The organism is Methylobacter sp. (assembly GCF_023227905.1).
GTDB lineage: Bacteria > Pseudomonadota > Gammaproteobacteria > Methylococcales > Methylomonadaceae > Methylobacter_A.
In genome coordinates this window covers 18,976-37,857 of the sequence record NZ_JALOCF010000048.1, presented here as the reverse complement: position 1 = coordinate 37,857, position 18,882 = coordinate 18,976, and the positions used below count along the sequence as shown (strand labels likewise).

The window sequence follows — 18,882 nt, the reverse complement described above, 5'->3', positions numbered from 1 at the left end:
TTCCTCGGTCATGCCGTTGATCTGCATCCGCTTTGCTACGGATTCGCAGAATTTGTCAATTTCGTACTCGGTCGCCAGTGGCCGGCGTACTGCTAGCCACTGTTCGTCCTGTTCGTATTTTTCGAGCGTGTTACTCACCGTCTAATGCCCTAATCAATCCATCCATCGCCGAATCAACCGCCCGGCACCCTTGCAAAAACTTTCCGACGATCCACGCCAATTCCATCACCACAAAACAAATAGCGCCGGCAATAAGAGCCGTCCCGGTGAATAGTGGTCCTTGGGTGGTCATATCAAATGCCGTCTAATCTGCCAGTTGAGCGAAACAAACGGTATGTCGTCGTCGAAGTCGTTATAATTTGCTGGCGGTTGTGCTTGTGCAGTGGGCGCCGGCCTTGGTTGCTGTTCGTTGCGCTGTCCGCCGCCAGCCAGTTCAATATCCAGCACGCGAGCAACTATTTTCGACCGCTCTCCACCTTGCGTCTGGTATGTCTCGATATGCGGATCGCTGAGCGTCACGCTAACTAGACCGCCTTTTTTTAGATATGGAGCCAATGCCTCGGCACGTTTACCCCATAACGCGGCGTCTACCCACTGCGCAGGCCTGTTACCGTCTTGCTGTTTTTGTCCGTAGTTGAACGCCAGCGCCAATGATGCCACTGGCTCACCTTGGCCGGTGAACCTAATTTCCGCATCGCGACCAAGCCTTGCTAATCCTGTCAAAATCATTTTTTATTCCGAATATGAGTGAAAATTCTTCCCCTTACCCTTACCGGCAAAGGAATCGGTTCTGCTGTGCTGTACTGCCACTTTTATCCGCATTTCTACCTGGGCGCGGCCGTGCTGGCAGCGTCCTGGTTTATCGCTCTGTTTTCGGCAGCCAGGATAACAACACTCGTAAACTGGGTTATCCATGCTCTATTGCTCCAATATCTGCGAAACGGTAACGACCACTCTGCCCGGCGACTCAACCCCCTGTTTGTTGGCAACAATCCGCTCAATCTGGCTGTCGTCTCTCCACACACCGGCATGGGTTAGTGCGTCGTTCAAGCTCTTGAAGATGTTGTCCAGGTCACGTTTGCGCTTGTCGGGCATATAAGCGTCAACTCGAACCTGTATCGGCCCCGTCAGCGTCGTATGACCTTTGCCAATCATCAAAATAACCTCATCACGGTAGCTGCTGGCCCTGTCGTCTAAAAACACCTGGCCGCGCTTGGTTCTGCGGTAAATGTGGTTAACCGTGGGCGGATATGGGAGTTGATATTGAAACTCAATCACGCCGCCAACCTCTCTTCCACTTGCTGCATCAATTCTTCCTCCGTTCCGTAATTTTCAGCAAACCGTTTCCGGCCTATCTTGTGGATCCCATAAATGCCCGTATGATGTACCGGGCATAACGGAATAACCTTGTCGTGGTCTTTCCTGCCGCCGGCGCCAGTGCCGCAATGATGAATCTCGGCCAACCACGCTCGGCAAACAATGCAGCCTAACCCGCGGATAAGCTCCCATCGTTTGCGCTGGGATTTGGTGGGCTGTTTAGCCATACTTAACTTTAATCATCAAAAAGTGACTTTGCGTAATCTATTTTTTCTTGCAAGTCGCCTTTCCTTTGCATTTCTTCAAAATCTGCACGAGCTAGTCTTATTTTTTTTTGAAATGCGCCTGTTTTACTTTTTAGCAGCATCGATATAGATAATCTGTTTCCTCTGTTTCTTTCTTTTTTTGAATTTACAAAAAAATTAATCCCTTTCTTTCCAAAACTGCATACTGTATCGCTCACGACTCTCTCTCTTTAGAAAACATTGCCTGTTTAATCATGCCGCCATCCTGTAATTCTGATACTCATACCCCATCGCCTCCGCGAATATCCTGGCGTCTATGCGCAACAGAACCCCATGATTTCTGGCGTACTGCATAACGCAATCGAGGTATTCGCGCATGATCCTGATCATCTTTCTGTCAGCCTTTTCGCCGGTCGTCGGATCGTTCTCACATTTGCGGGTAATGCTGGTTTCCGCGGCTATCCACTTCAACAGCAACTTGCGTTCGTCATCGGCGCACTTGCGAACCGTTGTCAGCATTTCCGCGTAGTCTGTAAACTCTCGTTCGTAAATAGGCATCAGGAACCGGCGCTTCATGGCTAGATGCCATTGGTCTTTGGTCCTGCCAGCTAACTCGTTAATTTCGGTGTTTTGCAAGTCTGTCAAAACCATCCAGTAAAGCCGCCGCTGCGCGTCACTTATGCCTTCAACCTCGCTCCAGGGCTTGATAGCCACGCGCCAAACCGTATTGAAATTCAGCGCAGCCACCGCCGCCAAGGCCATGCCGCGGGTAAACGCATTGGACACCATGAAGTCTGTTTTTTTTGGTTTCTTAGTCATTAACGACGCACCGATGCAATTAAATCGATAACATCCATTACGAAAAATATAATCAGTAGCCAAGCAGTAAAATAAGCTGCTTTTTCGCTAATTTTTGCATCAGTGAAAGCGTCAACTATAAAGATTACTGATAGCATGGTTACTAATCTCATTTGCAAACCTCGATCAGCCAAAGAAGATCTTCAAAATCGCAAATTGAGCGCTTTTCCCCATCGGCTCCAGCTTCAAATTCTCTTTTGCCAAATTGGTTTTCCATCCAGTACCATTCAAGCGATTCAAATTCATCGCCAAGCTGCGCAGAAACCAATTTCGTGTAGTTGCTGAAAGTCCGCCAAGCCGCATCAAATAACGGCCTCGTGATGTCGTTGAACAGCTTGCCTAGTTCGTCAAACTTAGACTCAATGTCGTCATGCGCAGCCTTCCACGCTTCCAGCATTTGGAGTTTTTCGGATTTGGTCATCTAATCGCCCTCAATTTACCGGACCAATTCGCTGGCCGTTCTAGTCGTTTGTCCACGTTAAAAACTGCCTCTCCGCCAATCTCGACGGTTATTTGTTTTAACGGCCCGAATTTGTCTCTAAATTGATTAATCATGTCGGCTAACTCCGGGGAATAGTCGCGGACCGTCCTTTTTGGGCGAGAAAATCCAAAAAATCGTACTTATCCCCCCGGTCGGTAATCCATGTCTGGTCGATCAGGTTGCACACCATGACTTTCTTGCCTTCATTCGTCAGCCGTCTAGCCAAAGTGTATGCTGATTTTTGGCCGGTAAAACTCGGGTCTCTATCGGCATAAATCCAGACCTCATTTATATTTACCGGAATTTGTATGGCCTCCATCAGTTGAGCATTCCCAGCCGCCCAAACGGGCAACCCTTCCAGTTGATGAACAGCCAACGCGGTTTCGATACCCTCGGCAATGGCCAACACTTCGTTTTTCGGCGCGAACAATTGGATAGAACACCCAGCAAGCTGCCGTATGGTCGGCAATATCTTTTTTGGACTACTAACCGCGGCTTTCTGGCCTTCCGTCGTGAGGTAGGTGATGTGATATGTGGCTGTTTCTCTAGCTACATTCCGAAATACTGACACCATTGCCGGGAATGTGCCGACCCGCTTCCCGTCTTCGTAGTATGTAACGTTCGGATGGTAAAAAACGTCTTGCTCTGGCCTGGATGTTAATCCACGAGATGCCAAGTAATATTCGACAATATTAGGTCCATTTATAGACTTTCTTCCGCCGTAAATTTCAAATAACCGAGCCTTGTTTTTCTCATAGTCGTCTACCTGTTTAATCGGTTCCATCGTGGTTACTCCTAAAATTTGTCGAATCTCTGCCGCAGTCTCTCGGAATGGTCTACCAAGGTAAGCAATCGCCAAGTCGAGCGGTGATTTGTGGCCGCAGCCGCTGCAAAATGCCATCTCGCGCTTGCGGTCGAACCGGAAGCGGTCATTTCCGCCACACAGTGGGCAAGCACCATGTTTGCCATTCAAAAACGCTTCGTCGATGCCCAAATTTGTCAGCACAGAAACCCACCGGCCGGCGCACTGGTCTTTGATTTGTGGCAATGCGTATCTCATGCTCCACGACCTCTTGCGTAGGCAATTCGACGAGATGTGATGTAGTTCAAAACCTCTTGTGATGGGGTGGCTGGCTGTATTGAATTTTTCTTATATGGCCATGAGTTGAACTTTGCCTTAAACATAGCCAGCGCAAAGTTCGTGCCCTTGCCGTTCTGCTTGCAGTAGCCAAGAAACTCGGCATACCACTGGATTTTGTCAGCCGCTGAAACCTTCAGCTCGACCAGTTCGGCCTCATGGAATGGGATTGCCTCACCTGGCGCTATCATTTCGGTGTGGCATGAAGGGCATACCCGGCTGGACTTGAAGATGTAGCCGCATTTCTTGCACTTGATTTCTTTCGGCTCTTTTGCATCCTGCTGTGCGCGTTCCTTGCGTTCGCGGATCGTGGTTTTATCATCCAGGCTCCACTCAATCGGCGCGTCAATCGGGCCAAGTTCCTCGAAGTTGTGGCCGTGGTAAATTACGATGCAGTCTTGTTTGGCTGGGTGAAGGCGTGAGCCTCTGCCGACCATCTGAATCCATGCGGCAATATTCCGAGTAACCCTGGCCACAATCACGCACGAAATTCGCGGCCAGTCGGTGCCGAATGCCATCACCCCTATGTTCACGATTACCCTGGTTACACCATCAGCAACTCGCTTTTCCATTGCGTCTCGCTCTTCGGTGCTGGTGTGCGCGTCGATGTACTCCACCGCCTCGCCGTGGCTCAAAAACTCTTCGTATATGTGACGGCCATGTTTGCAGTTGACAGCGAAAATCAGCGTGGTTCGGTCGCTGGCCAGCCGCTTATAGTTGCGGTACACGCTGCCGATCAGCTCCGGCTTGTCGCTGGCTTCTGCAAGTGCGCTTTCCTGATAATCACCGTCGGCGTTCAGCTTCACGGCCTCCAAATCCGGCGCGTCGGCACCGTAGTAGCGCATCGGCACCAGATAGCCAGCTTCCACCATTTCGGCCATCGTCGGGCCTTCAACGATCTTGGTATAAAAAGCGCCCATGCCCTTGCCATTGGCTAATGCGGGTGTGGCGGTGATGCCGAGAACAAGCGGGTAATTTTTCAGAAACTCCAAACGCTCAGGGCTGAAAACGGCGTGGGCTTCGTCAGCCATGACAATCGCCGCGTCGGGATGCCGCATCTTTCCGCTTTTGATTCGGCTGGTCAGCGTGTCGATGCTTCCGACTTGAACCAATGGCTGTGAGAACTGTTTTTCCCCTGCCATGATGATGCCAGTCGAAACGCCAAGCCCGTTAAACTTGTCTGCCGCCTGGTAAACCAACTGACGACGCGGGGCGATAAACAGCGAGCGTTTCATCTTTTCTCGGGCTGAGCGTGAAATTTCCCCGGCGATGATAGTTTTGCCGCCGCCGACGTGTAACTGGCAGATTATGCGGGTATGCCCTTCGCGGATCGCTTGGCGTATGTCGGAAATGAGCTTGGTTTGGTAATCTCGTAATTGCATGTATAATTTTCTCCGTTCTGTTGAACACTAAGCCGGTTACTTTCTTTTGCGGGAATGGCCGGCTTTTTTATTGCCTGTAACTTTTTTACCCTTTGCATGGGGTTGTGCTAAATGCTTGGGCATCCACGCCATGAAAGGGAGCAAATCCTCCTTATCCACGATGTACCAACACTTGCGGATTCCATCCCATCTTGCTCCAAGGATTTTTGCTTTTTCCTTGTCATCGTATGGAACAATCAAATCAATTCGCATTTATCCAACCTTGTAAGGGGTTATTACTGTTTACCTTCAAATAAGGCGAGTTCTTGAAGGCGTGCTTCACTTTTCAATAATTTCAATAACTACTTGGGCCGTCCTGGCTTTTTATGTGGTGACTCCAGCAGGCCCGTTTACCGACTTCTGCTGTTTTAGCCTTACTACGGGCCTGATATGGGTTTCCCGTCACCGTTCGGGGTTTGAGAGATAGTCATCAAACCCCCACGCCTGCCTTCTGCCTTGAGACCTGTCTTGTTTACCGTCAAGGACTACTGCGACCTCCTTGGCCGTCCTATCTGGCTATCGCCTTCATTGCTGGTCCCGGTTATCAGCCGGGGGCAAATCCTGTTTCAGGTCATCCGGTTTGTTGCGTGTATCCATTATTTCAAAGTGCTCCAGTTTTAAAGCCCTGGAAGCATCGGGCTAAAAATTCGTTACGCTGCCTTCCTCGATCGAAGCATCTTCGTCTCGCAAGACTTGCAGACATGTCTTGCGCCCTGTCTGGTGCGCTTGGTTGCCGCATACCTATGAACCAGATGGTGTTTGGTGCATGACGAGCAGAAAAAGCTGTTTGGCGGGCCAATTAGCGCTTTAATCACAACTCATCCTCATCAATCGATCGCATATCAGGATCCAGCGTCAGACATAGCCAGATGGCGAAAAACAGCTCGATTGCCATGGATAGGATCGATTTCATTGCAACCGCCTCGGCGCATCAGACTCAGCCAGCATGTCGTCCAGCGCTTTATCAACGGCTTCCGCCAGTTTATTTGCAATCAACATAGACGCCGCCTCTTCGATTGTTGAGTTATTAAGCCTTGAAAACGCTTGCAATTGGGCAAGCTCCACATCGTCCAGCTCAATCTGTATTTTTTGCATTCAAAAGCCCTCTTAATGAGAGCTATGTTCGATTACAGTGCCGGCCAACACAGTTGAGATTGAATCCAGCTTCGACGCAATGAATGTTCTGCCCAGCACGCCGGCTGGAATGCCTTTGCGGGATGCCAACTGCCTAATAAGCGTGAAATCGTCATCTGTCAGATATACGGACAGACGGTTTACATGAACTTCACTATCGTGTTTTTTCGGGCGTGCCATGGCTAGTCTCAAATTGTGGAAATCTAAAAAAAGCCGGCCCGATAACTGCCGGCGAGTAACAACGGAGGGTGTAGCAAAGGGTCACGCCGCGCACCTGGGTTCCATTGTTGCTAGAGAAAGTGCTGGGGTGGTTGGCGTGGTTGTTCATGCGGCGTCTACCAGCTCAGGCCAAACGTCAGGACGCAAGGCGTGTTTTTTAACAACACCTCCTGAGTTTTCATCAAGCAAGCGAGCAAGTGCGGCGTCAAAAGTTGGCTTAGACTCGGAATACACAGCCTTGCGCAAGTATCCAAGAGTCGTTAAGCACGCCTTTGCGTATGCCACTTGATCTGGCTTTGACAGGCTATTCAGGTATCTTTTCAGCTCTTCCATGCTGCAAAGAATACCTGAGGGTACTTTTTTTTGCAATACCTCAAGGCCATTTATTTGTGGTGTTCTATAGGTAATTATTGAGCCATGGATATTTACGAAATAAGACGACTAAACCTAATCCACCTGATTCGGAAAAAAAGCGGAGGTAACGCGGCTAGTTTTAGCACTAGCATTGGAAAAGACCCTTCATATGTACGACGCTGCACATACGAAAATGGACGGGCAGGAAAGAAAAAAATTGGCGATGAAATTTTGCAGGCAATTTACGCCAGGTATAAGGATTTGCCTCCAGGCTGGATGGATGTTCCGCAATGGGATAAGACACTTAATGCAGGGAACACTGAGCCAGGACCAAGCATCAGTGGAGATTCGCCGTTAATCAGTTTTATCCAAGCCGGTGCATTTTGTGAAACGATTGATTTATTTAATCCAGGCGATGCGGAAGAATGGATTCCAAGACCCAAAAAATCTGGGCCAAATACCTATTGTCTCCGCGTCAAAGGGAATTCGATGACAAGCTCAATTCCTGGAGCAAAAACATACCCAGAAGGAACGATTATTTTTGTTGATCCTTCTGTTGCTCCTCATAGCGGATGTCGAGTTATTGCCAAGATACCAAACTGCGAAGAGGCGACATTTAAGGAATACCATGTTGTTGATGGAAAGCACTGGCTGGTACCAATCAACGCCATGTTTGACAAAATTGAAATGACTGATGAGATGAGGATATGTGGCGTAATCATAGGAAAATGGGAAGGAGAATGATTTTTAAAATTTTGATTGGCTTATTGTTAAGCTTTCAGGCGTGCGCTTATTTTGACTCAGGATCGGTAATACACGAAGGGTTACTAGACCAAGACAGGGAAAGAGCAGGATATAAATCGGCGTATTCTTTCGGATATATCATCGGAGTAATAGACGTAATTGATGAAGTTATTATTTGCATGCCTCATGGAACCACTAAAGGGCAGCTTGCTAAAATTGTGCTTAACTATATGGAAGTCCATCCAGAAAAATGGAGCGATCCAGGAAAATATTCTGTTATCAATGCACTTAAAGACTTGTGGCCCTGCAAGAATCAAACAAAGGAGAAATAAAATGAAAATATTAATTACCATCTTGGCATTTGTCGCATCAGCTACGGCCCAGGCAGAAAGCGTGCGCGGATACACTCGCAGAGACGGCACCTACGTTGCGCCACACATGCGCAGCAGCCCGGACAGCAGCCGCTATAATAATTACGGCTCTCAAACATATGGCGGCAGCCAGCGTGACGAATTCAGCAGCGCACCCGCATACAATCAACGGAGTTCCAGTTATGGCTTCGGAGACAATGACAACGACGGGCAATCGAACTCATTTGATAGAACTCCCAATAACAGCGACCGCTGGTAAGTAATCCACAGCGCAACTAAAGCCCTTAACCGGGCTTTTTTTTACGACCATCAGCCGGCCTTGAGTCGGCTTTTTTGTGCCTGATGAAAAAAAGTTACCCGCGGGTATTGCATTTATAAATACCTTGAGGTATCTTATATCCCAACAAAGCAGCAAGCGATGTGCGTAACCTCCTAAGCCTGCCCGGTTTCGATAACGGGCTTTTTTACCGGAACTAGATATGAATATGAAAGTGGAAATAGATTTAAACAACCTTCTATTTGATGAAGATTACGGCCCGGAAACACTTCAGGAGTCTGTGCAAAGACAAGTAATTGAGTCTGTTAAAAAACAAGTTCTCTCAACTTCGGTTCATAAAGTGCAAGAGGAGATAGACAGGCAAATAGCCAACACAGTAGCTCAAGCTATAAAAGATAGGCTCCCTGAGCTGTTCGATGACATTTTGAACGCCGAATATACCCCTGTTACAAATTATGGTGCGAAGTCAGAGCCTACGAGTTTTAGAAAGCAACTCGTAAAAACCATTCAGGATCAAATGGTTTACAAAAAAGTTAGCTATGTATCTGAACGAAATGCTTTTACCGCTGCGGTTGATTCAATTGTTGAATCTCAAGTTTCAGAAATTAAAAAAGATTTTGCAAAACAAGTTCAGACAGATGTTGCAAAACAAGCATTTGAAGAAGCGTTAAAGATTTTGAGAGATAAGTTAAAAGTTTGATTACTCCTGACTCAGCCGCGCGGACCGAACGTCGGCGGCTATTTTTTGGAGAACATGAGAGACGAATTGGTCCTGCCTTGGCGGATTAGTTAGCAGCACAAAGCGCCGAGTAAACAAAGTGAACTGCAAAGCCGGTGAGAGTCCGGCAACTAACAAATTAGGCTTCGTTGAACAAAGAGCCTGCCGTATAAATCCAACAATGGGAGTGGTTATGAGCATCAATAAATTGCCAAGCGGCAAATATGTCGCGAAGGCTTGTGGCAGAGAGTTCGAGGCATTTACAAGAAGAGGCGCGCTAAAAATAGCGGCAAAACGAATATGGGAGTCAGCGAAATGAGCTTGGCATTTGAATTACAAAACAGGCAGCAGGCGAGCAGATACGTTAGACGCCAGCACCATGGCGTTAAACACAACTACATCGGCGCATTGATGACCATCAGCGTGTTATTCGGAGTCGGACTAATTTCGCTGGGCTATTACGAATACCACCGGTACCAACAAGCCATGACCACGCCGGCCCATAGCGGCTGTGTGATCAGCCAATCAGAAGCGCGTGAAGTGCTGCATATCGCAGCAGTTAAGCCGGAGAGAAGAAAATGAAACTAGCACTATACCAATCAATTTACAACACCATCAGCCCGATGGAAGAATGGGCAGACGGACATAAAGACTATGTAAGGGTGTCCGAATTTGTCGAAGTTGAATTTCATGAAAGGGAACCGGCGGAAGTTACCGCCGAGAAAGTCGCTCAACTCGATAAAGTTCTGGGCGAACTCATGTCTCAAATTGAAATAATTCAAGCGCAAAAACAAGAGCTGCTGGCGTTGTCGTATGAGCATGAATAAACACAAACGCAGCCACCAAAAACGCTGGATAAGCGCGTTTTTCCACGGTCACAAAAAAACACCATATTGGGTATACGCCCCGTTCTAGGAGGATTTATGGCAACTCAAAAAACCGGCCTTGATCTGCTCAGGGAGCCATTCAAGCCTAACCAGATAAGCAAACTACCCAAGCCAACCAAGGCACAAACCGACGCTGTAAAAGCCGATTTTAAGGCCGGCGTACGCTGCCAAATTTGCGGAACTTGGCATCATCCTCAAGTTGTGCATTTAGATTATGTCGGGCATGCAGCATTGACTGATCGCTTGCTCGACGCCGATCCATCGTGGAACTGGGAGCCAGTATCGTTCGATGACAAAGGATTTCCGGCAATCGATGCAAACGGTGGCATGTGGATCAAATTAACCGTCTGCGGTGTTACCCGCTACGGCTACGGCGACGCACAGGGGAAAACGGGTGGCGACGCCATGAAAGAGCGTATTGGCGATGCGTTAAGAAATGCCGCCATGCGATTTGGCGCAGCCCTCGACCTGTGGCACAAGGGCGATTTGCACGTTGAAGAACCAGAAGAAAAGCAACCAGAGCAAAACCATTCAGCAGCACTCAAGGCGACTAAAACTCTTGAAGAGCTAACAGACTATTGGGCAAAGCTGGATCCAAAAGTTAAAGAGCTTCACAAGTTGGCATATGCTGAAAAATGGCGCGAATTTAATCCAAAAAAAGAGGCCGCATAAATGAACTTGCAACTTTACAAACTCACTGAGCATTATTTGCAAGCACTGGACTTTTTAACCGATCCAGAGAATGACGTAGACCAGAAAACCGCCATTGATACTATCGAATCACTGGATGGGGAACTTGACGACAAACTTCTAAACGTAGCGAAGGCGTTGGCTAATTACGAAGCCGAAGCCGAAGCGATTAAGGCCGTCGAGCAGCGCCAGCAAGCCCGTCGAAAATTGCTTGAAAATAAAGCGTCATGGCTACGTGACTATCTGAAACGCAACATGGAGGCTACTGGACATAACAAATTCAGTGATAACGAAATAGCCGTTTCATTGGCTAAAACGCCAGCATCGGTACAAATTGACGATGAAAGTTCGGTGCCGAAAGAGTTCTGGAAAACCAAGGTGGAAACGTCGGTCGATAAAAAAGCCCTGGCTGATGCCATTAAATCAGGATTAGACCTTCCAGGGATTAGACTTCAAGCAGGCTTTCGGGTGTCTATCAAATGACCGTCAAAATCAAATGCGAGTGCAGGCAATGCATCCGCGACCGATGTGAGGTTATTGAATTTCAGCCTGGGGAGTTTATTCCAGTCGAGTCTACACGCATGATTTTGTGTCAGAAATGCGGAAATAAAAGATGCCCACACGCGAACAATCACCGCAACGCCTGCACTGGCAGCAACGAACCTGGGCAGCCCGGCAGTTCATATGCTGACTGTTAATTTAATAATACAACGATGAATAACATGAACCACAAAACCCTACCAGAATTCGCCGAAGAGTTTGAAATTTCGTCCGTTACACTCAGACGAATATGCAAAGACCTGGATTATGAAAAATGCGGCGGTCGCCACTTGTATTCCATCGACGACGTGAAAGAGGCAATATCACAAATGTACTCACAACAGGTAGGCGCACCGGATGGTCATGTTATCCAAAAGAACATGGCTAAAGTATTTCGCCGTACCGAAAAGACCGTGCGCGGCTGGGTGATAACCAAAGGTTTTCCAGAGCAAAAAGGCATTTGCCGATCTATCGGCAACGGCAAGTCATCACCCTATTTCTCAATTGCAGAGATTGCAAAATGGCTGGAGGTTGGCGGCGAGAAATACAGCGTCAAATATGAGCCGAGTAAATCGCGGCCATTGTTTTCACCACGGCAAAATCAATCAAAATTCACGCGCCTGCGAATCGGTAAAGTGGTGCCGCGCCAGGTGGTGCATGTTTATTCAGACTGGGCGCATGGGGAGTGATGATGGACAAATCCGAACTCGAGACCATGCTATGCCAACACTACGGCTACAAATCAATGCCGGTAAACGCGAATTACGCCGGATCAGCGATGATCGACTTTGCCAAAGCGGTTGCCGATAAGGTTGAAGCCGACACGCTGAAAAAAGCCGCCGAGCAGCTTAAATCGCTGGGATGGCATCGGCAAAAAAGGCACCAAAGCGCGAGCCGTTGAGCGAAGACAAAATAGAAGACATAAGATTAAGGAATTCTAATTTGGTTGCATGCAAACATAATGAACCTCATGAATTTTTGGAGTTTGTCAGGCTGATAGAGCGCGAACACCGCATAGGATCAGACAATGCTTAGCAGAGAAGAAATCGTAGAAGAATGGGGCAAAGGCAACTTTGCCGGGTGGTTTGATTTCGCGCAGTACATTGCGGAAATGGCCTATAACCGGGCGATTGAGGATGCGATAAAGATAGCCGATCCACACAAGTCATCATTTGCAGCAAGGTTCATCGCTGACGAAATCCGCGCACTAAAAGACAAGGAGCAAAAGAAGTGAAAGAGCGACTAAACCTAGATGAATCCGCCGAGCTTTTAGGCGTAACCAAGCGCACCTTGGCAAACTACCGGGCTAGACGGGATTTTCCAAAAGCCATTAAGATTTCGCGGAAGATGATATTTTACAAGCCGGAAGAACTGGCTAAGTGGCGGGATAGCCAAAGGGGGTAATAAGCAGTGAGCGACTATTTAGAATATTTAGCCAATACCGGACAAACTAGAAATGATATTAAAAAGAAATGCGAAAAATGCGGTAAAACTTCCGGTTTCTTCGCATTGCAATAAATGCTCAAAAATACCAGACTAATCAAGCAAGTCGGCTATTTCGCTAGCCGGCTTGTTATAATAAATACTGAGGCTCCGTAAATCTCGATGACCGAGTATACGCGCCAGCGTCAATACATCTACTTTCTGAGCCATAAAAGTACATGCGGTATGCCTCGCGTCATGCAGCCGCATACCCTCGATTCCCGCTGCTTTGAACCCTTTCGCAAGCTGTGGACGGAGGCATTCAACAGCAATATCAAAAGGCCTAGATTCGCCAATCCTGCCGCGCAATATCTCGCAAGCCCTACTAGATAGTGGCACCTGTCTCTTATCGCCGTTTTTAGTCGTCTGTAGCGTTAAAAACCGCCTTTCCAGGTTAACATCGCGCCACTCTAGGCCCAATATCTCGCCCCGCCTCATTGCGGTCTCAATTGCAAACAGGAAAACAGCCTTTGCGGTTTCGGGCAATACCGCGGCTAAGTCGTCTATCTGCTGCTGAGTAAAAATCCCGTCCCTGTGTTTGCTGTTTCTCGGCCTCTTCACATCCTTGCAAGGGTTCACATCGATCCATTGCCATTCCCGTCGAGCGACTTCCATGACGCTGTTAACGTGGCCGAGGTACTTAATCACGGTTCCCGGCTTAACCTCTTTGGCTAGGCTGTCGCGCCACTCGGCTATCATAGGTGTTGTGATGCTGCTAACCGGCGCATCCACAAACGGTAGACGATTAAGCAACGCTGCGAAGTTCTGCGCCTCTTTCACTGCGCCCCTATGCGTTGGCGTGACCTCTTCCAAATAGCGCTGTATGGCCTGCCGTAGCGTCTTCCTAGTGCCGACTGTTAACGTGCCGGCGAGAATGTCGCTCTCGGTATGCGTGGCCCAGGCTTGCGCCTCGCCTTTAGTCGCGAATGTTCCTGATAATGGTGGATGCCCTAGAAGCCTGACTTGTGCGCGCCAGCGTTTGCCGCGCTTTGTGATAGTTGCCATTGGTGCAAATGTGGTGCAATCAAAAAGCAGGCATATTCCGCTATTTGCACTTATTTGCCAATATTGACATTTTAGAATGCTGGTGTTTGCTGGGTTTGTCGGCTATGTTCCGCCATATGCAATTATGTGCTTTTATAGCTCACCTCCTAGCGACAGGGACGTTATTCCGCGCTTATAGCGGCTTGCGGCGTGAGTTGGTGCAATTCTGGCGCACGCCGCAATTTTTAGCCGCTGAAAACTTGCTCTTGCCCATCATGCCGCCAATGCAGTTCAACGGCGCCGAATTTCCGAAGATGCCTATATCCGGCTTTCATGTCTGAAATGGTGAGGTTCTTCGGCTTTGACAGCGCCTTGATGACGCAAAGCCCTGATTCGGCGATTTCGGCAATCACGGCGAACTTATATGGGTTAGGCTCTTGCGGGGCAATCCCTGGCTCATACACGCGTACAAGCCTAACCTTTGGGTATTCGTACCGGTAAAAGTCAGGCGTGACATCTTCCGATGTTATGCGATCTTGTTGAATCTCAGAATTGTGCATGTGAATTTGCAGCGATTATCTACCGGGCCAAACAACCCCCAGCCGATATAAGGCGTCCAGGCTCGCTTGATGAATGGTATTTTGACTTTGGCGCGAAACTGCCAAGCCCCATCAGGTCTTTTCCAGAAATTTTGTGTGTCCTGAATCATCCAGTTGTTAAATGCGAACCACTTGTCATAATCGACGCCAATTTGCATGTAGTTGAAACTATTTCCGCCATTGCGTTGAAGCCATTTAACCCTGTTCCAAAAATCATACGGGCTACCAGTTATTCTTGCTTGATGCCCAGCATCACCCGTCAGCGGATTATCGCGGGTCATAAACCAACCCCAGCCATGCGTAAGCTGTAGCTTGTCTTCCGTGCTGAAAAATTTAACCGCTACCCAGGACAACCAGTAGCGGTTCGCCATAATCAGCGCATGTGGAATCAGGTACAGCCCCCATTTCAAATACATCATAACGCCTCCTTTATTTGCTACGACCGCGGTATGCCACGCCTGCCGACACAGCGCCGGCCAACAGCAAAAGCTGACCAACATCCTTGCCGATCCATGCCATTGGCGCACCAATCAACGCCGCAATCAGCCATATTTTTTTCTGCAAAGATAATCTAATCATCGAAAGCCCTTGTCATAAGTGTTGATCGCCTATCGCCGCCGGCCATGATGACTTTCATCGCCTTACGCTTGAAATGCCATTGCATCAATAACGATATGGAGCCGATCACGGCGCCCACAATCCAGCTGTGAGCGTCCAGAACCTTAACGATCCCATCGAATATCAGGGCCGCGCTAACGCCGACGCTGGTGATGAAGCCGCAATTCCCTATATTTTCGGCGTGCTGGCTAACGGTCATTTGGTCACCGGCTCGACGGCCGGGGCTGTTTTGAGTTTGTGGGTCATGGCTTGCTGGGTGCAGTAGTCATTTTTTACTCTACAACATGCTGTTTAATTATTGGTTTTGGTCTATTCCGAAGTTTATAAATTAATTTCTACCTCAAAATATACTTAATAGCGTCAGCTAAATATCCGGCCTCAACCATATAGCCTAATTTCGACGGATGAACATCGCCGATTGCCGTCATCCACCCATTTGCATATGCCGCTGAAAAATCAGAATTCCAGACGTTAAACGTATCCACTACTAGCAGCCCGTATGTCGCCGCTGTTTTATAAATTTCATCGACATACGTTTTTTGCAGCGCGTATGACGCAACGCTTGTCGGTGATGGTGCCGGCGTTTTGATTATTAGCGGAATGTTCGCCGCTGCTAGATAGCTGGCAACTAAATCAAGTTGAACACCAAAATCGGCAGCACTGTTAGTCGCCGAGTTAGCCCAGTGGTTGATTCCATAACCCAGCACAACAGCGTCAAATTTTGCCGCACTGCCGGCATCCGTCAGAATCCTCAATGCATCCCAAAACTGCGTTGGAGTTTTTGCTAGCCATGTTTTTAAAAAGCTCCCACCAATCCCGGTATTGATTAGAGAAATCTCTTTTTTCGCGGAGTCGTAGGCCTCGAACCCAACGATAATCATCCCGCCTGCGCCAGTAGCTCCACGCTGTATCGTGTACGTATTTGCTCCCAGCGTTGTTGATCCCGTGAGTTTTTTAACTGAGTTACTGCCAGAAGGCGTGGCAGTGCCTATAACCGTAGCTCCAACCTTGATTTCAAATTGGTTATACGTTGCGCCTGCGTCTATGTAATAAACGTCAAGAGTATCTGTATTGGTTGCAGGTGTGAACGTGATGGGATTTGTATTACTTGCATTAGTAATACTAGCGCCACAAATTCCAGTTCCAGGGCTGAACGTTGCCCATCCAGCCGGCAAATCAAGCAGCCTGTTATCTGACGCATGTAGCGCCAATCCGTTTGTATTGTCGTTTGCTGTGCCATAGTGTGATTGCCAACCTGCTGGTGCCACGCTGTTTGTTAGTATTTCACTGAGCCTTGTTGCAAATGAGTTTGGAATTGAATTTAGCGAGTCGGTTGTTACACCGGCAGTAGTTGAGTCCCCGGCAAATAAAATGCGAGTGTTCGAAACCCCAGCTATGGTGTTCCTAATGGCGTTAGTAAGCCGCGTATATTTTGTTTTGTCGAATGGCGATAGCGATGGGTGCCCTGGTATTGACCACCTCACTTCATCGGAAGCATAAGTATCTAGTCCTACCTGCGCCACGCCAACCCCAAAATCGGCGGCGGGCGGGAATGAGGCGCTTGAGGGGTATTGCTGTACATCCGTTCCCAGTTTTTTAGTTGATGGAGTGACTATGTCTCTATATTCAGTCATGTATATGGCCTCAGAAAATGTTAGCGATTACATCGATTGGAATGGTGTTGGCGTCTATGTATATTTTTGCTTGCGCCTTTGCCCATTCCTGAACAGGCGGGTCAAGCTTTTGCTTAATCAGCTCTTTTGCTTTGTCATCGTTATTGATCAGCGAATTGACAATAACCAGCTTTTCAGCATCGGTTAATTTCTGATATTCTGCGTCCAAGTCGCTCGCCCTCATGTTTATCCAGCGTTGAGCTGCTAGATAATTGGCCAATTTAGGCAGGATAATGGCCGCCTGTTCTGCACTAATCGCCACCTAACAACCTCTCTTGCCTAGCTTCAAATGCCAGCCCTATGAACTGATCTTGCCGTTTGATGGTTTCTTCGCGCATTGAGACGACCGCATCGCTGGTCCCTCGATTTGTCCTTGCTATTTCCAGCAATAAAATAGGTTGCCATTCATATTTTGCACACTTCCAATCTTTTGTTTCTGCGCCTGTCGTTGGGTGCCTTCCTTCAATTGCCATATAAGCCCTGCACCTATGAAGCTTGCCTTTTCTATCAACGTGTTCACACAGCTTTTCATCTGGACAATCTAAAATAACATCGATACTCATGGATTTGTAGCCTCCATAATCACAACCAAACACCTGTCCAGATTGTTAGGAAATCGGTAAATTCCGGCGTATTTCATGTTATCCGTCCATTGATGCCCAAGTGGACAGGTTAAGATGGTTTCGATCACGATTTAACTCCCAAGCAAAAATCCACATATCTAGGCGTCCAATTATTGTATCCATTGTTGCCATCAGTTTTGCCATATAGCGTATGCGTATGAGCGCCAGAATACGCTGTAGATGCGGCTTGATCTGCTCCTATCCCACTTGTCAACGACCATGAGCCGCCGCCGCTTGTTTCCCAAAACCCGCCGCCGCCGCCTGAAATATGTGCGTGATCGCCTACAGCGTTAATGCCAGCAGAACCTAGCGCATGATCATGCCAAGGTACAACATTGTTTAAAATTGGCGACATACTGCCTCCGCCTGTACCCCCGGTACTGCCAGATGGCACTATTCGCATCATGTAGTCGTCGACTGTGCCAACTGTAGCCCATCCGACAGGCGGGTTGACTTGATAAAACGGCATGACAGTTCCGGCCGGAATTGGATTTGGCAGTGTCGCAATATCCTGTTTTGCCGCCAACGCCGCTGTAAATTGCGCATACTCAACATACTGACCACTTGCGCTTGCCTGACCGGCGCCGATGTGCTTAAATCCGCTCATTGGTAGGTTTGCCAATATGGGCGTTTGCCCATCATTAGCAATTGATGCGGTAACGGCTGCCGCCATGTCATTGACCACGTTGTTGTATTTGGTGGAATCTATGGTCGTGCCGGTGACCGCCGGGAAACTTGAGCCTGGTGGGTTGTACGTACCGCTTCCGTTTCGGGACACTTTAGCCCTCCTTCGCCATTTCGACGCATGTTATGTTATAATGTATCAATTTCAAAATTAAGGAATTGATATGCCGTTTAAAAACCAGCATCCCCTTTATTCTGTTTGGAAAAGCATGAAATCTAGATGCCTTAACAAAAGAAATAAATCTTTTCACCGCTATGGTGGTCGTGGGATTACTGTATGTGATTCGTGGGTTAATAACTTTCATGCTTTTGTGGCCGACATGGGAGAAAGACCTAAAGGGTTTACACTAGAACGGATTGATAACCAAAAAGGATATTTTCCAGAAAACTGTAAATGGGCATCAAGACAAGAGCAGCAGATAAATAGAGATGTTGTGAATCGTTTTTTTATAGACGGGGTTGAGATAGTTCCTGCTTTATTAGCAAAGGATCTAGGGCTAAAATCTGATAGCATCACAAATCGAGTTAAAAAAGGCCTTAGCATTGATGAAATACTTTTGCCGCATAAAAAAATTGACAGAACCGGCTTGTCTTTAGGCGGAAAAGCAAATGGGGCAAGACAGAGAGCAAAAACCCATTGCCCAAATGGGCATGAATATAAGCCAGAAAACCTGATTGCAAGCAAAGAAGGCTGGAGACGGTGCAAAATATGCCATCGAGAAAAAGAAAGACAAAGAACAGCTTCTCGTAAAAACGATGCTAGTATTACGCTTTGATTTACTGATCCATTTCGACTCATAATTTAGAATCCTTTTTAGTTGTTAC

The 18,882-nt window shown here is 47.8% G+C and carries 35 protein-coding genes; 13 read left to right on the top strand and 22 right to left on the bottom strand.

Annotation, left to right across the window (positions count from 1 at the left end; all coding sequences use genetic code 11):
* Positions 1-130 precede the first annotated feature (130 nt).
* The 13 genes from M0R47_RS16865 to M0R47_RS16805 all read right to left on the bottom strand — a co-directional run bounded on the left by M0R47_RS16865 (position 131) and on the right by M0R47_RS16805 (position 6,774).
* A complete protein-coding gene (locus M0R47_RS16865) occupies positions 131-292 on the bottom strand; it encodes a hypothetical protein (protein ID WP_292556926.1) in 162 nt (53 codons plus the stop codon).
* Positions 289-729, bottom strand: coding sequence for a single-stranded DNA-binding protein (locus M0R47_RS16860; protein WP_292556924.1), 441 nt, complete (start codon positions 727-729; stop codon positions 289-291). The genes M0R47_RS16865 and M0R47_RS16860 overlap by 4 nt, the downstream gene beginning before the upstream one ends.
* Before the next feature lie 189 nt (positions 730-918).
* Positions 919-1,278 carry a RusA family crossover junction endodeoxyribonuclease gene (locus M0R47_RS16855; protein WP_292556922.1) on the bottom strand — a complete coding sequence of 120 codons (360 nt, stop codon included), beginning with the start codon at positions 1,276-1,278 and terminating at the stop codon, positions 919-921.
* Entirely contained in the window at positions 1,275-1,544 is a 270-nt protein-coding gene (locus M0R47_RS16850) for a Ref family recombination enhancement nuclease (RefSeq protein WP_292556920.1), read from the bottom strand. The genes M0R47_RS16855 and M0R47_RS16850 overlap by 4 nt, the downstream gene beginning before the upstream one ends.
* 8 nt (positions 1,545-1,552) lie before the next feature.
* Complete coding sequence (locus M0R47_RS16845) at positions 1,553-1,780, bottom strand: hypothetical protein (RefSeq protein ID WP_292556918.1); 228 nt, start codon at positions 1,778-1,780, stop codon at positions 1,553-1,555.
* A 34-nt stretch (positions 1,781-1,814) separates the two neighbouring features.
* A complete protein-coding gene (locus tag M0R47_RS16840; protein ID WP_292556916.1) occupies positions 1,815-2,381 on the bottom strand; it encodes a hypothetical protein in 567 nt (188 codons plus the stop codon).
* Entirely contained in the window at positions 2,381-2,533 is a 153-nt protein-coding gene (locus M0R47_RS16835) for a hypothetical protein (RefSeq protein ID WP_292556914.1), read from the bottom strand. The genes M0R47_RS16840 and M0R47_RS16835 overlap by 1 nt, the downstream gene beginning before the upstream one ends.
* Positions 2,530-2,841: a hypothetical protein gene (locus M0R47_RS16830; protein WP_292556912.1), complete on the bottom strand. Its 312-nt coding sequence runs from the start codon at positions 2,839-2,841 to the stop codon at positions 2,530-2,532. Before M0R47_RS16830 ends, M0R47_RS16835 begins: the two co-directional genes overlap by 4 nt.
* A 139-nt stretch (positions 2,842-2,980) precedes the next feature.
* Entirely contained in the window at positions 2,981-3,961 is a 981-nt protein-coding gene (locus tag M0R47_RS16825) for a toprim domain-containing protein (protein ID WP_292556910.1), read from the bottom strand.
* Positions 3,958-5,421 (bottom strand): DEAD/DEAH box helicase family protein, encoded by a 1,464-nt coding sequence (locus tag M0R47_RS16820; RefSeq protein WP_292556908.1) that lies wholly within the window; start codon positions 5,419-5,421, stop codon positions 3,958-3,960. Before M0R47_RS16820 ends, M0R47_RS16825 begins: the two co-directional genes overlap by 4 nt.
* A gap of 36 nt (positions 5,422-5,457) precedes the next feature.
* A complete protein-coding gene (locus tag M0R47_RS16815; RefSeq protein WP_292556907.1) occupies positions 5,458-5,673 on the bottom strand; it encodes a DUF5710 domain-containing protein in 216 nt (71 codons plus the stop codon).
* A gap of 696 nt (positions 5,674-6,369) precedes the next feature.
* Entirely contained in the window at positions 6,370-6,555 is a 186-nt protein-coding gene (locus tag M0R47_RS16810) for a hypothetical protein (RefSeq protein ID WP_292556905.1), read from the bottom strand.
* A gap of 12 nt (positions 6,556-6,567) precedes the next feature.
* Positions 6,568-6,774, bottom strand: a complete 207-nt coding sequence (locus tag M0R47_RS16805) for a hypothetical protein (RefSeq protein WP_292556903.1) — start codon at positions 6,772-6,774, stop codon at positions 6,568-6,570.
* Between the two features lie 456 nt (positions 6,775-7,230).
* On the opposite strand from M0R47_RS16805, the gene M0R47_RS16800 reads away from it, so the two are divergent.
* The 12 genes from M0R47_RS16800 (at position 7,231) to M0R47_RS16745 (ending at position 12,798) form a co-directional block, all read left to right on the top strand.
* Positions 7,231-7,911 (top strand): LexA family transcriptional regulator, encoded by a 681-nt coding sequence (locus M0R47_RS16800; protein ID WP_292556901.1) that lies wholly within the window; start codon positions 7,231-7,233, stop codon positions 7,909-7,911.
* A complete protein-coding gene (locus tag M0R47_RS16795; RefSeq protein WP_292556899.1) occupies positions 7,908-8,243 on the top strand; it encodes a Rap1a/Tai family immunity protein in 336 nt (111 codons plus the stop codon). The genes M0R47_RS16800 and M0R47_RS16795 overlap by 4 nt, the downstream gene beginning before the upstream one ends.
* A 1-nt stretch (position 8,244) precedes the next feature.
* Positions 8,245-8,541, top strand: a complete 297-nt coding sequence (locus tag M0R47_RS16790; protein ID WP_292556897.1) for a hypothetical protein — start codon at positions 8,245-8,247, stop codon at positions 8,539-8,541.
* Between the two features lie 220 nt (positions 8,542-8,761).
* Positions 8,762-9,259, top strand: coding sequence for a hypothetical protein (locus tag M0R47_RS16785; protein WP_292556895.1), 498 nt, complete (start codon positions 8,762-8,764; stop codon positions 9,257-9,259).
* Between the two features lie 333 nt (positions 9,260-9,592).
* Entirely contained in the window at positions 9,593-9,859 is a 267-nt protein-coding gene (locus M0R47_RS16780) for a hypothetical protein (protein ID WP_292556894.1), read from the top strand.
* Entirely contained in the window at positions 9,856-10,104 is a 249-nt protein-coding gene (locus M0R47_RS16775; RefSeq protein ID WP_292556892.1) for a hypothetical protein, read from the top strand. Before M0R47_RS16780 ends, M0R47_RS16775 begins: the two co-directional genes overlap by 4 nt.
* A 96-nt stretch (positions 10,105-10,200) precedes the next feature.
* A complete protein-coding gene (locus M0R47_RS16770) occupies positions 10,201-10,836 on the top strand; it encodes a hypothetical protein (protein WP_292556891.1) in 636 nt (211 codons plus the stop codon).
* Positions 10,837-11,337, top strand: a complete 501-nt coding sequence (locus tag M0R47_RS16765) for a siphovirus Gp157 family protein (RefSeq protein ID WP_292556889.1) — start codon at positions 10,837-10,839, stop codon at positions 11,335-11,337.
* Positions 11,338-11,576: 239 nt separating this feature from the next.
* Positions 11,577-12,083 (top strand): hypothetical protein, encoded by a 507-nt coding sequence (locus M0R47_RS16760; protein ID WP_292556887.1) that lies wholly within the window; start codon positions 11,577-11,579, stop codon positions 12,081-12,083.
* Between the two features lie 2 nt (positions 12,084-12,085).
* Positions 12,086-12,295, top strand: a complete 210-nt coding sequence (locus M0R47_RS16755; RefSeq protein ID WP_292556885.1) for a hypothetical protein — start codon at positions 12,086-12,088, stop codon at positions 12,293-12,295.
* Positions 12,296-12,421: 126 nt separating this feature from the next.
* Positions 12,422-12,628: a hypothetical protein gene (locus tag M0R47_RS16750; protein WP_292556883.1), complete on the top strand. Its 207-nt coding sequence runs from the start codon at positions 12,422-12,424 to the stop codon at positions 12,626-12,628.
* Positions 12,625-12,798 carry a helix-turn-helix domain-containing protein gene (locus tag M0R47_RS16745; RefSeq protein WP_292556882.1) on the top strand — a complete coding sequence of 58 codons (174 nt, stop codon included), beginning with the start codon at positions 12,625-12,627 and terminating at the stop codon, positions 12,796-12,798. The genes M0R47_RS16750 and M0R47_RS16745 overlap by 4 nt, the downstream gene beginning before the upstream one ends.
* Before the next feature lie 132 nt (positions 12,799-12,930).
* Here M0R47_RS16745 and M0R47_RS16740 read toward each other — a convergent pair whose 3' ends face one another.
* The 9 genes from M0R47_RS16740 to M0R47_RS16700 form a co-directional block, all read right to left on the bottom strand.
* Positions 12,931-13,881, bottom strand: a complete 951-nt coding sequence (locus tag M0R47_RS16740) for a site-specific integrase (RefSeq protein WP_292556880.1) — start codon at positions 13,879-13,881, stop codon at positions 12,931-12,933.
* Between the two features lie 224 nt (positions 13,882-14,105).
* Positions 14,106-14,420 (bottom strand): hypothetical protein, encoded by a 315-nt coding sequence (locus M0R47_RS16735; RefSeq protein ID WP_292556878.1) that lies wholly within the window; start codon positions 14,418-14,420, stop codon positions 14,106-14,108.
* Positions 14,387-14,878 carry a hypothetical protein gene (locus M0R47_RS16730; protein ID WP_292556876.1) on the bottom strand — a complete coding sequence of 164 codons (492 nt, stop codon included), beginning with the start codon at positions 14,876-14,878 and terminating at the stop codon, positions 14,387-14,389. The genes M0R47_RS16735 and M0R47_RS16730 overlap by 34 nt, the downstream gene beginning before the upstream one ends.
* A gap of 10 nt (positions 14,879-14,888) precedes the next feature.
* Positions 14,889-15,038, bottom strand: a complete 150-nt coding sequence (locus M0R47_RS16725) for a hypothetical protein (protein WP_292556875.1) — start codon at positions 15,036-15,038, stop codon at positions 14,889-14,891.
* A complete protein-coding gene (locus M0R47_RS16720; RefSeq protein WP_292556873.1) occupies positions 15,031-15,276 on the bottom strand; it encodes a hypothetical protein in 246 nt (81 codons plus the stop codon). Before M0R47_RS16720 ends, M0R47_RS16725 begins: the two co-directional genes overlap by 8 nt.
* 136 nt (positions 15,277-15,412) lie before the next feature.
* Entirely contained in the window at positions 15,413-16,711 is a 1,299-nt protein-coding gene (locus M0R47_RS16715) for a hypothetical protein (RefSeq protein WP_292556872.1), read from the bottom strand.
* A gap of 10 nt (positions 16,712-16,721) precedes the next feature.
* Positions 16,722-17,012, bottom strand: a complete 291-nt coding sequence (locus M0R47_RS16710) for a hypothetical protein (protein WP_292556870.1) — start codon at positions 17,010-17,012, stop codon at positions 16,722-16,724.
* Positions 17,002-17,313, bottom strand: a complete 312-nt coding sequence (locus M0R47_RS16705; RefSeq protein ID WP_292556868.1) for a hypothetical protein — start codon at positions 17,311-17,313, stop codon at positions 17,002-17,004. Before M0R47_RS16705 ends, M0R47_RS16710 begins: the two co-directional genes overlap by 11 nt.
* Positions 17,314-17,437: 124 nt before the next feature.
* Entirely contained in the window at positions 17,438-18,151 is a 714-nt protein-coding gene (locus tag M0R47_RS16700; protein ID WP_292556866.1) for a hypothetical protein, read from the bottom strand.
* A gap of 70 nt (positions 18,152-18,221) precedes the next feature.
* Here M0R47_RS16700 and M0R47_RS16695 point away from each other — a divergent pair, with 70 nt between their 5' ends.
* The gene (locus M0R47_RS16695) at positions 18,222-18,833 is read left to right on the top strand and encodes a hypothetical protein (protein WP_292556865.1); all 612 of its coding nucleotides are present in this window, start codon (positions 18,222-18,224) and stop codon (positions 18,831-18,833) included.
* Positions 18,834-18,882 lie beyond the last annotated feature (49 nt).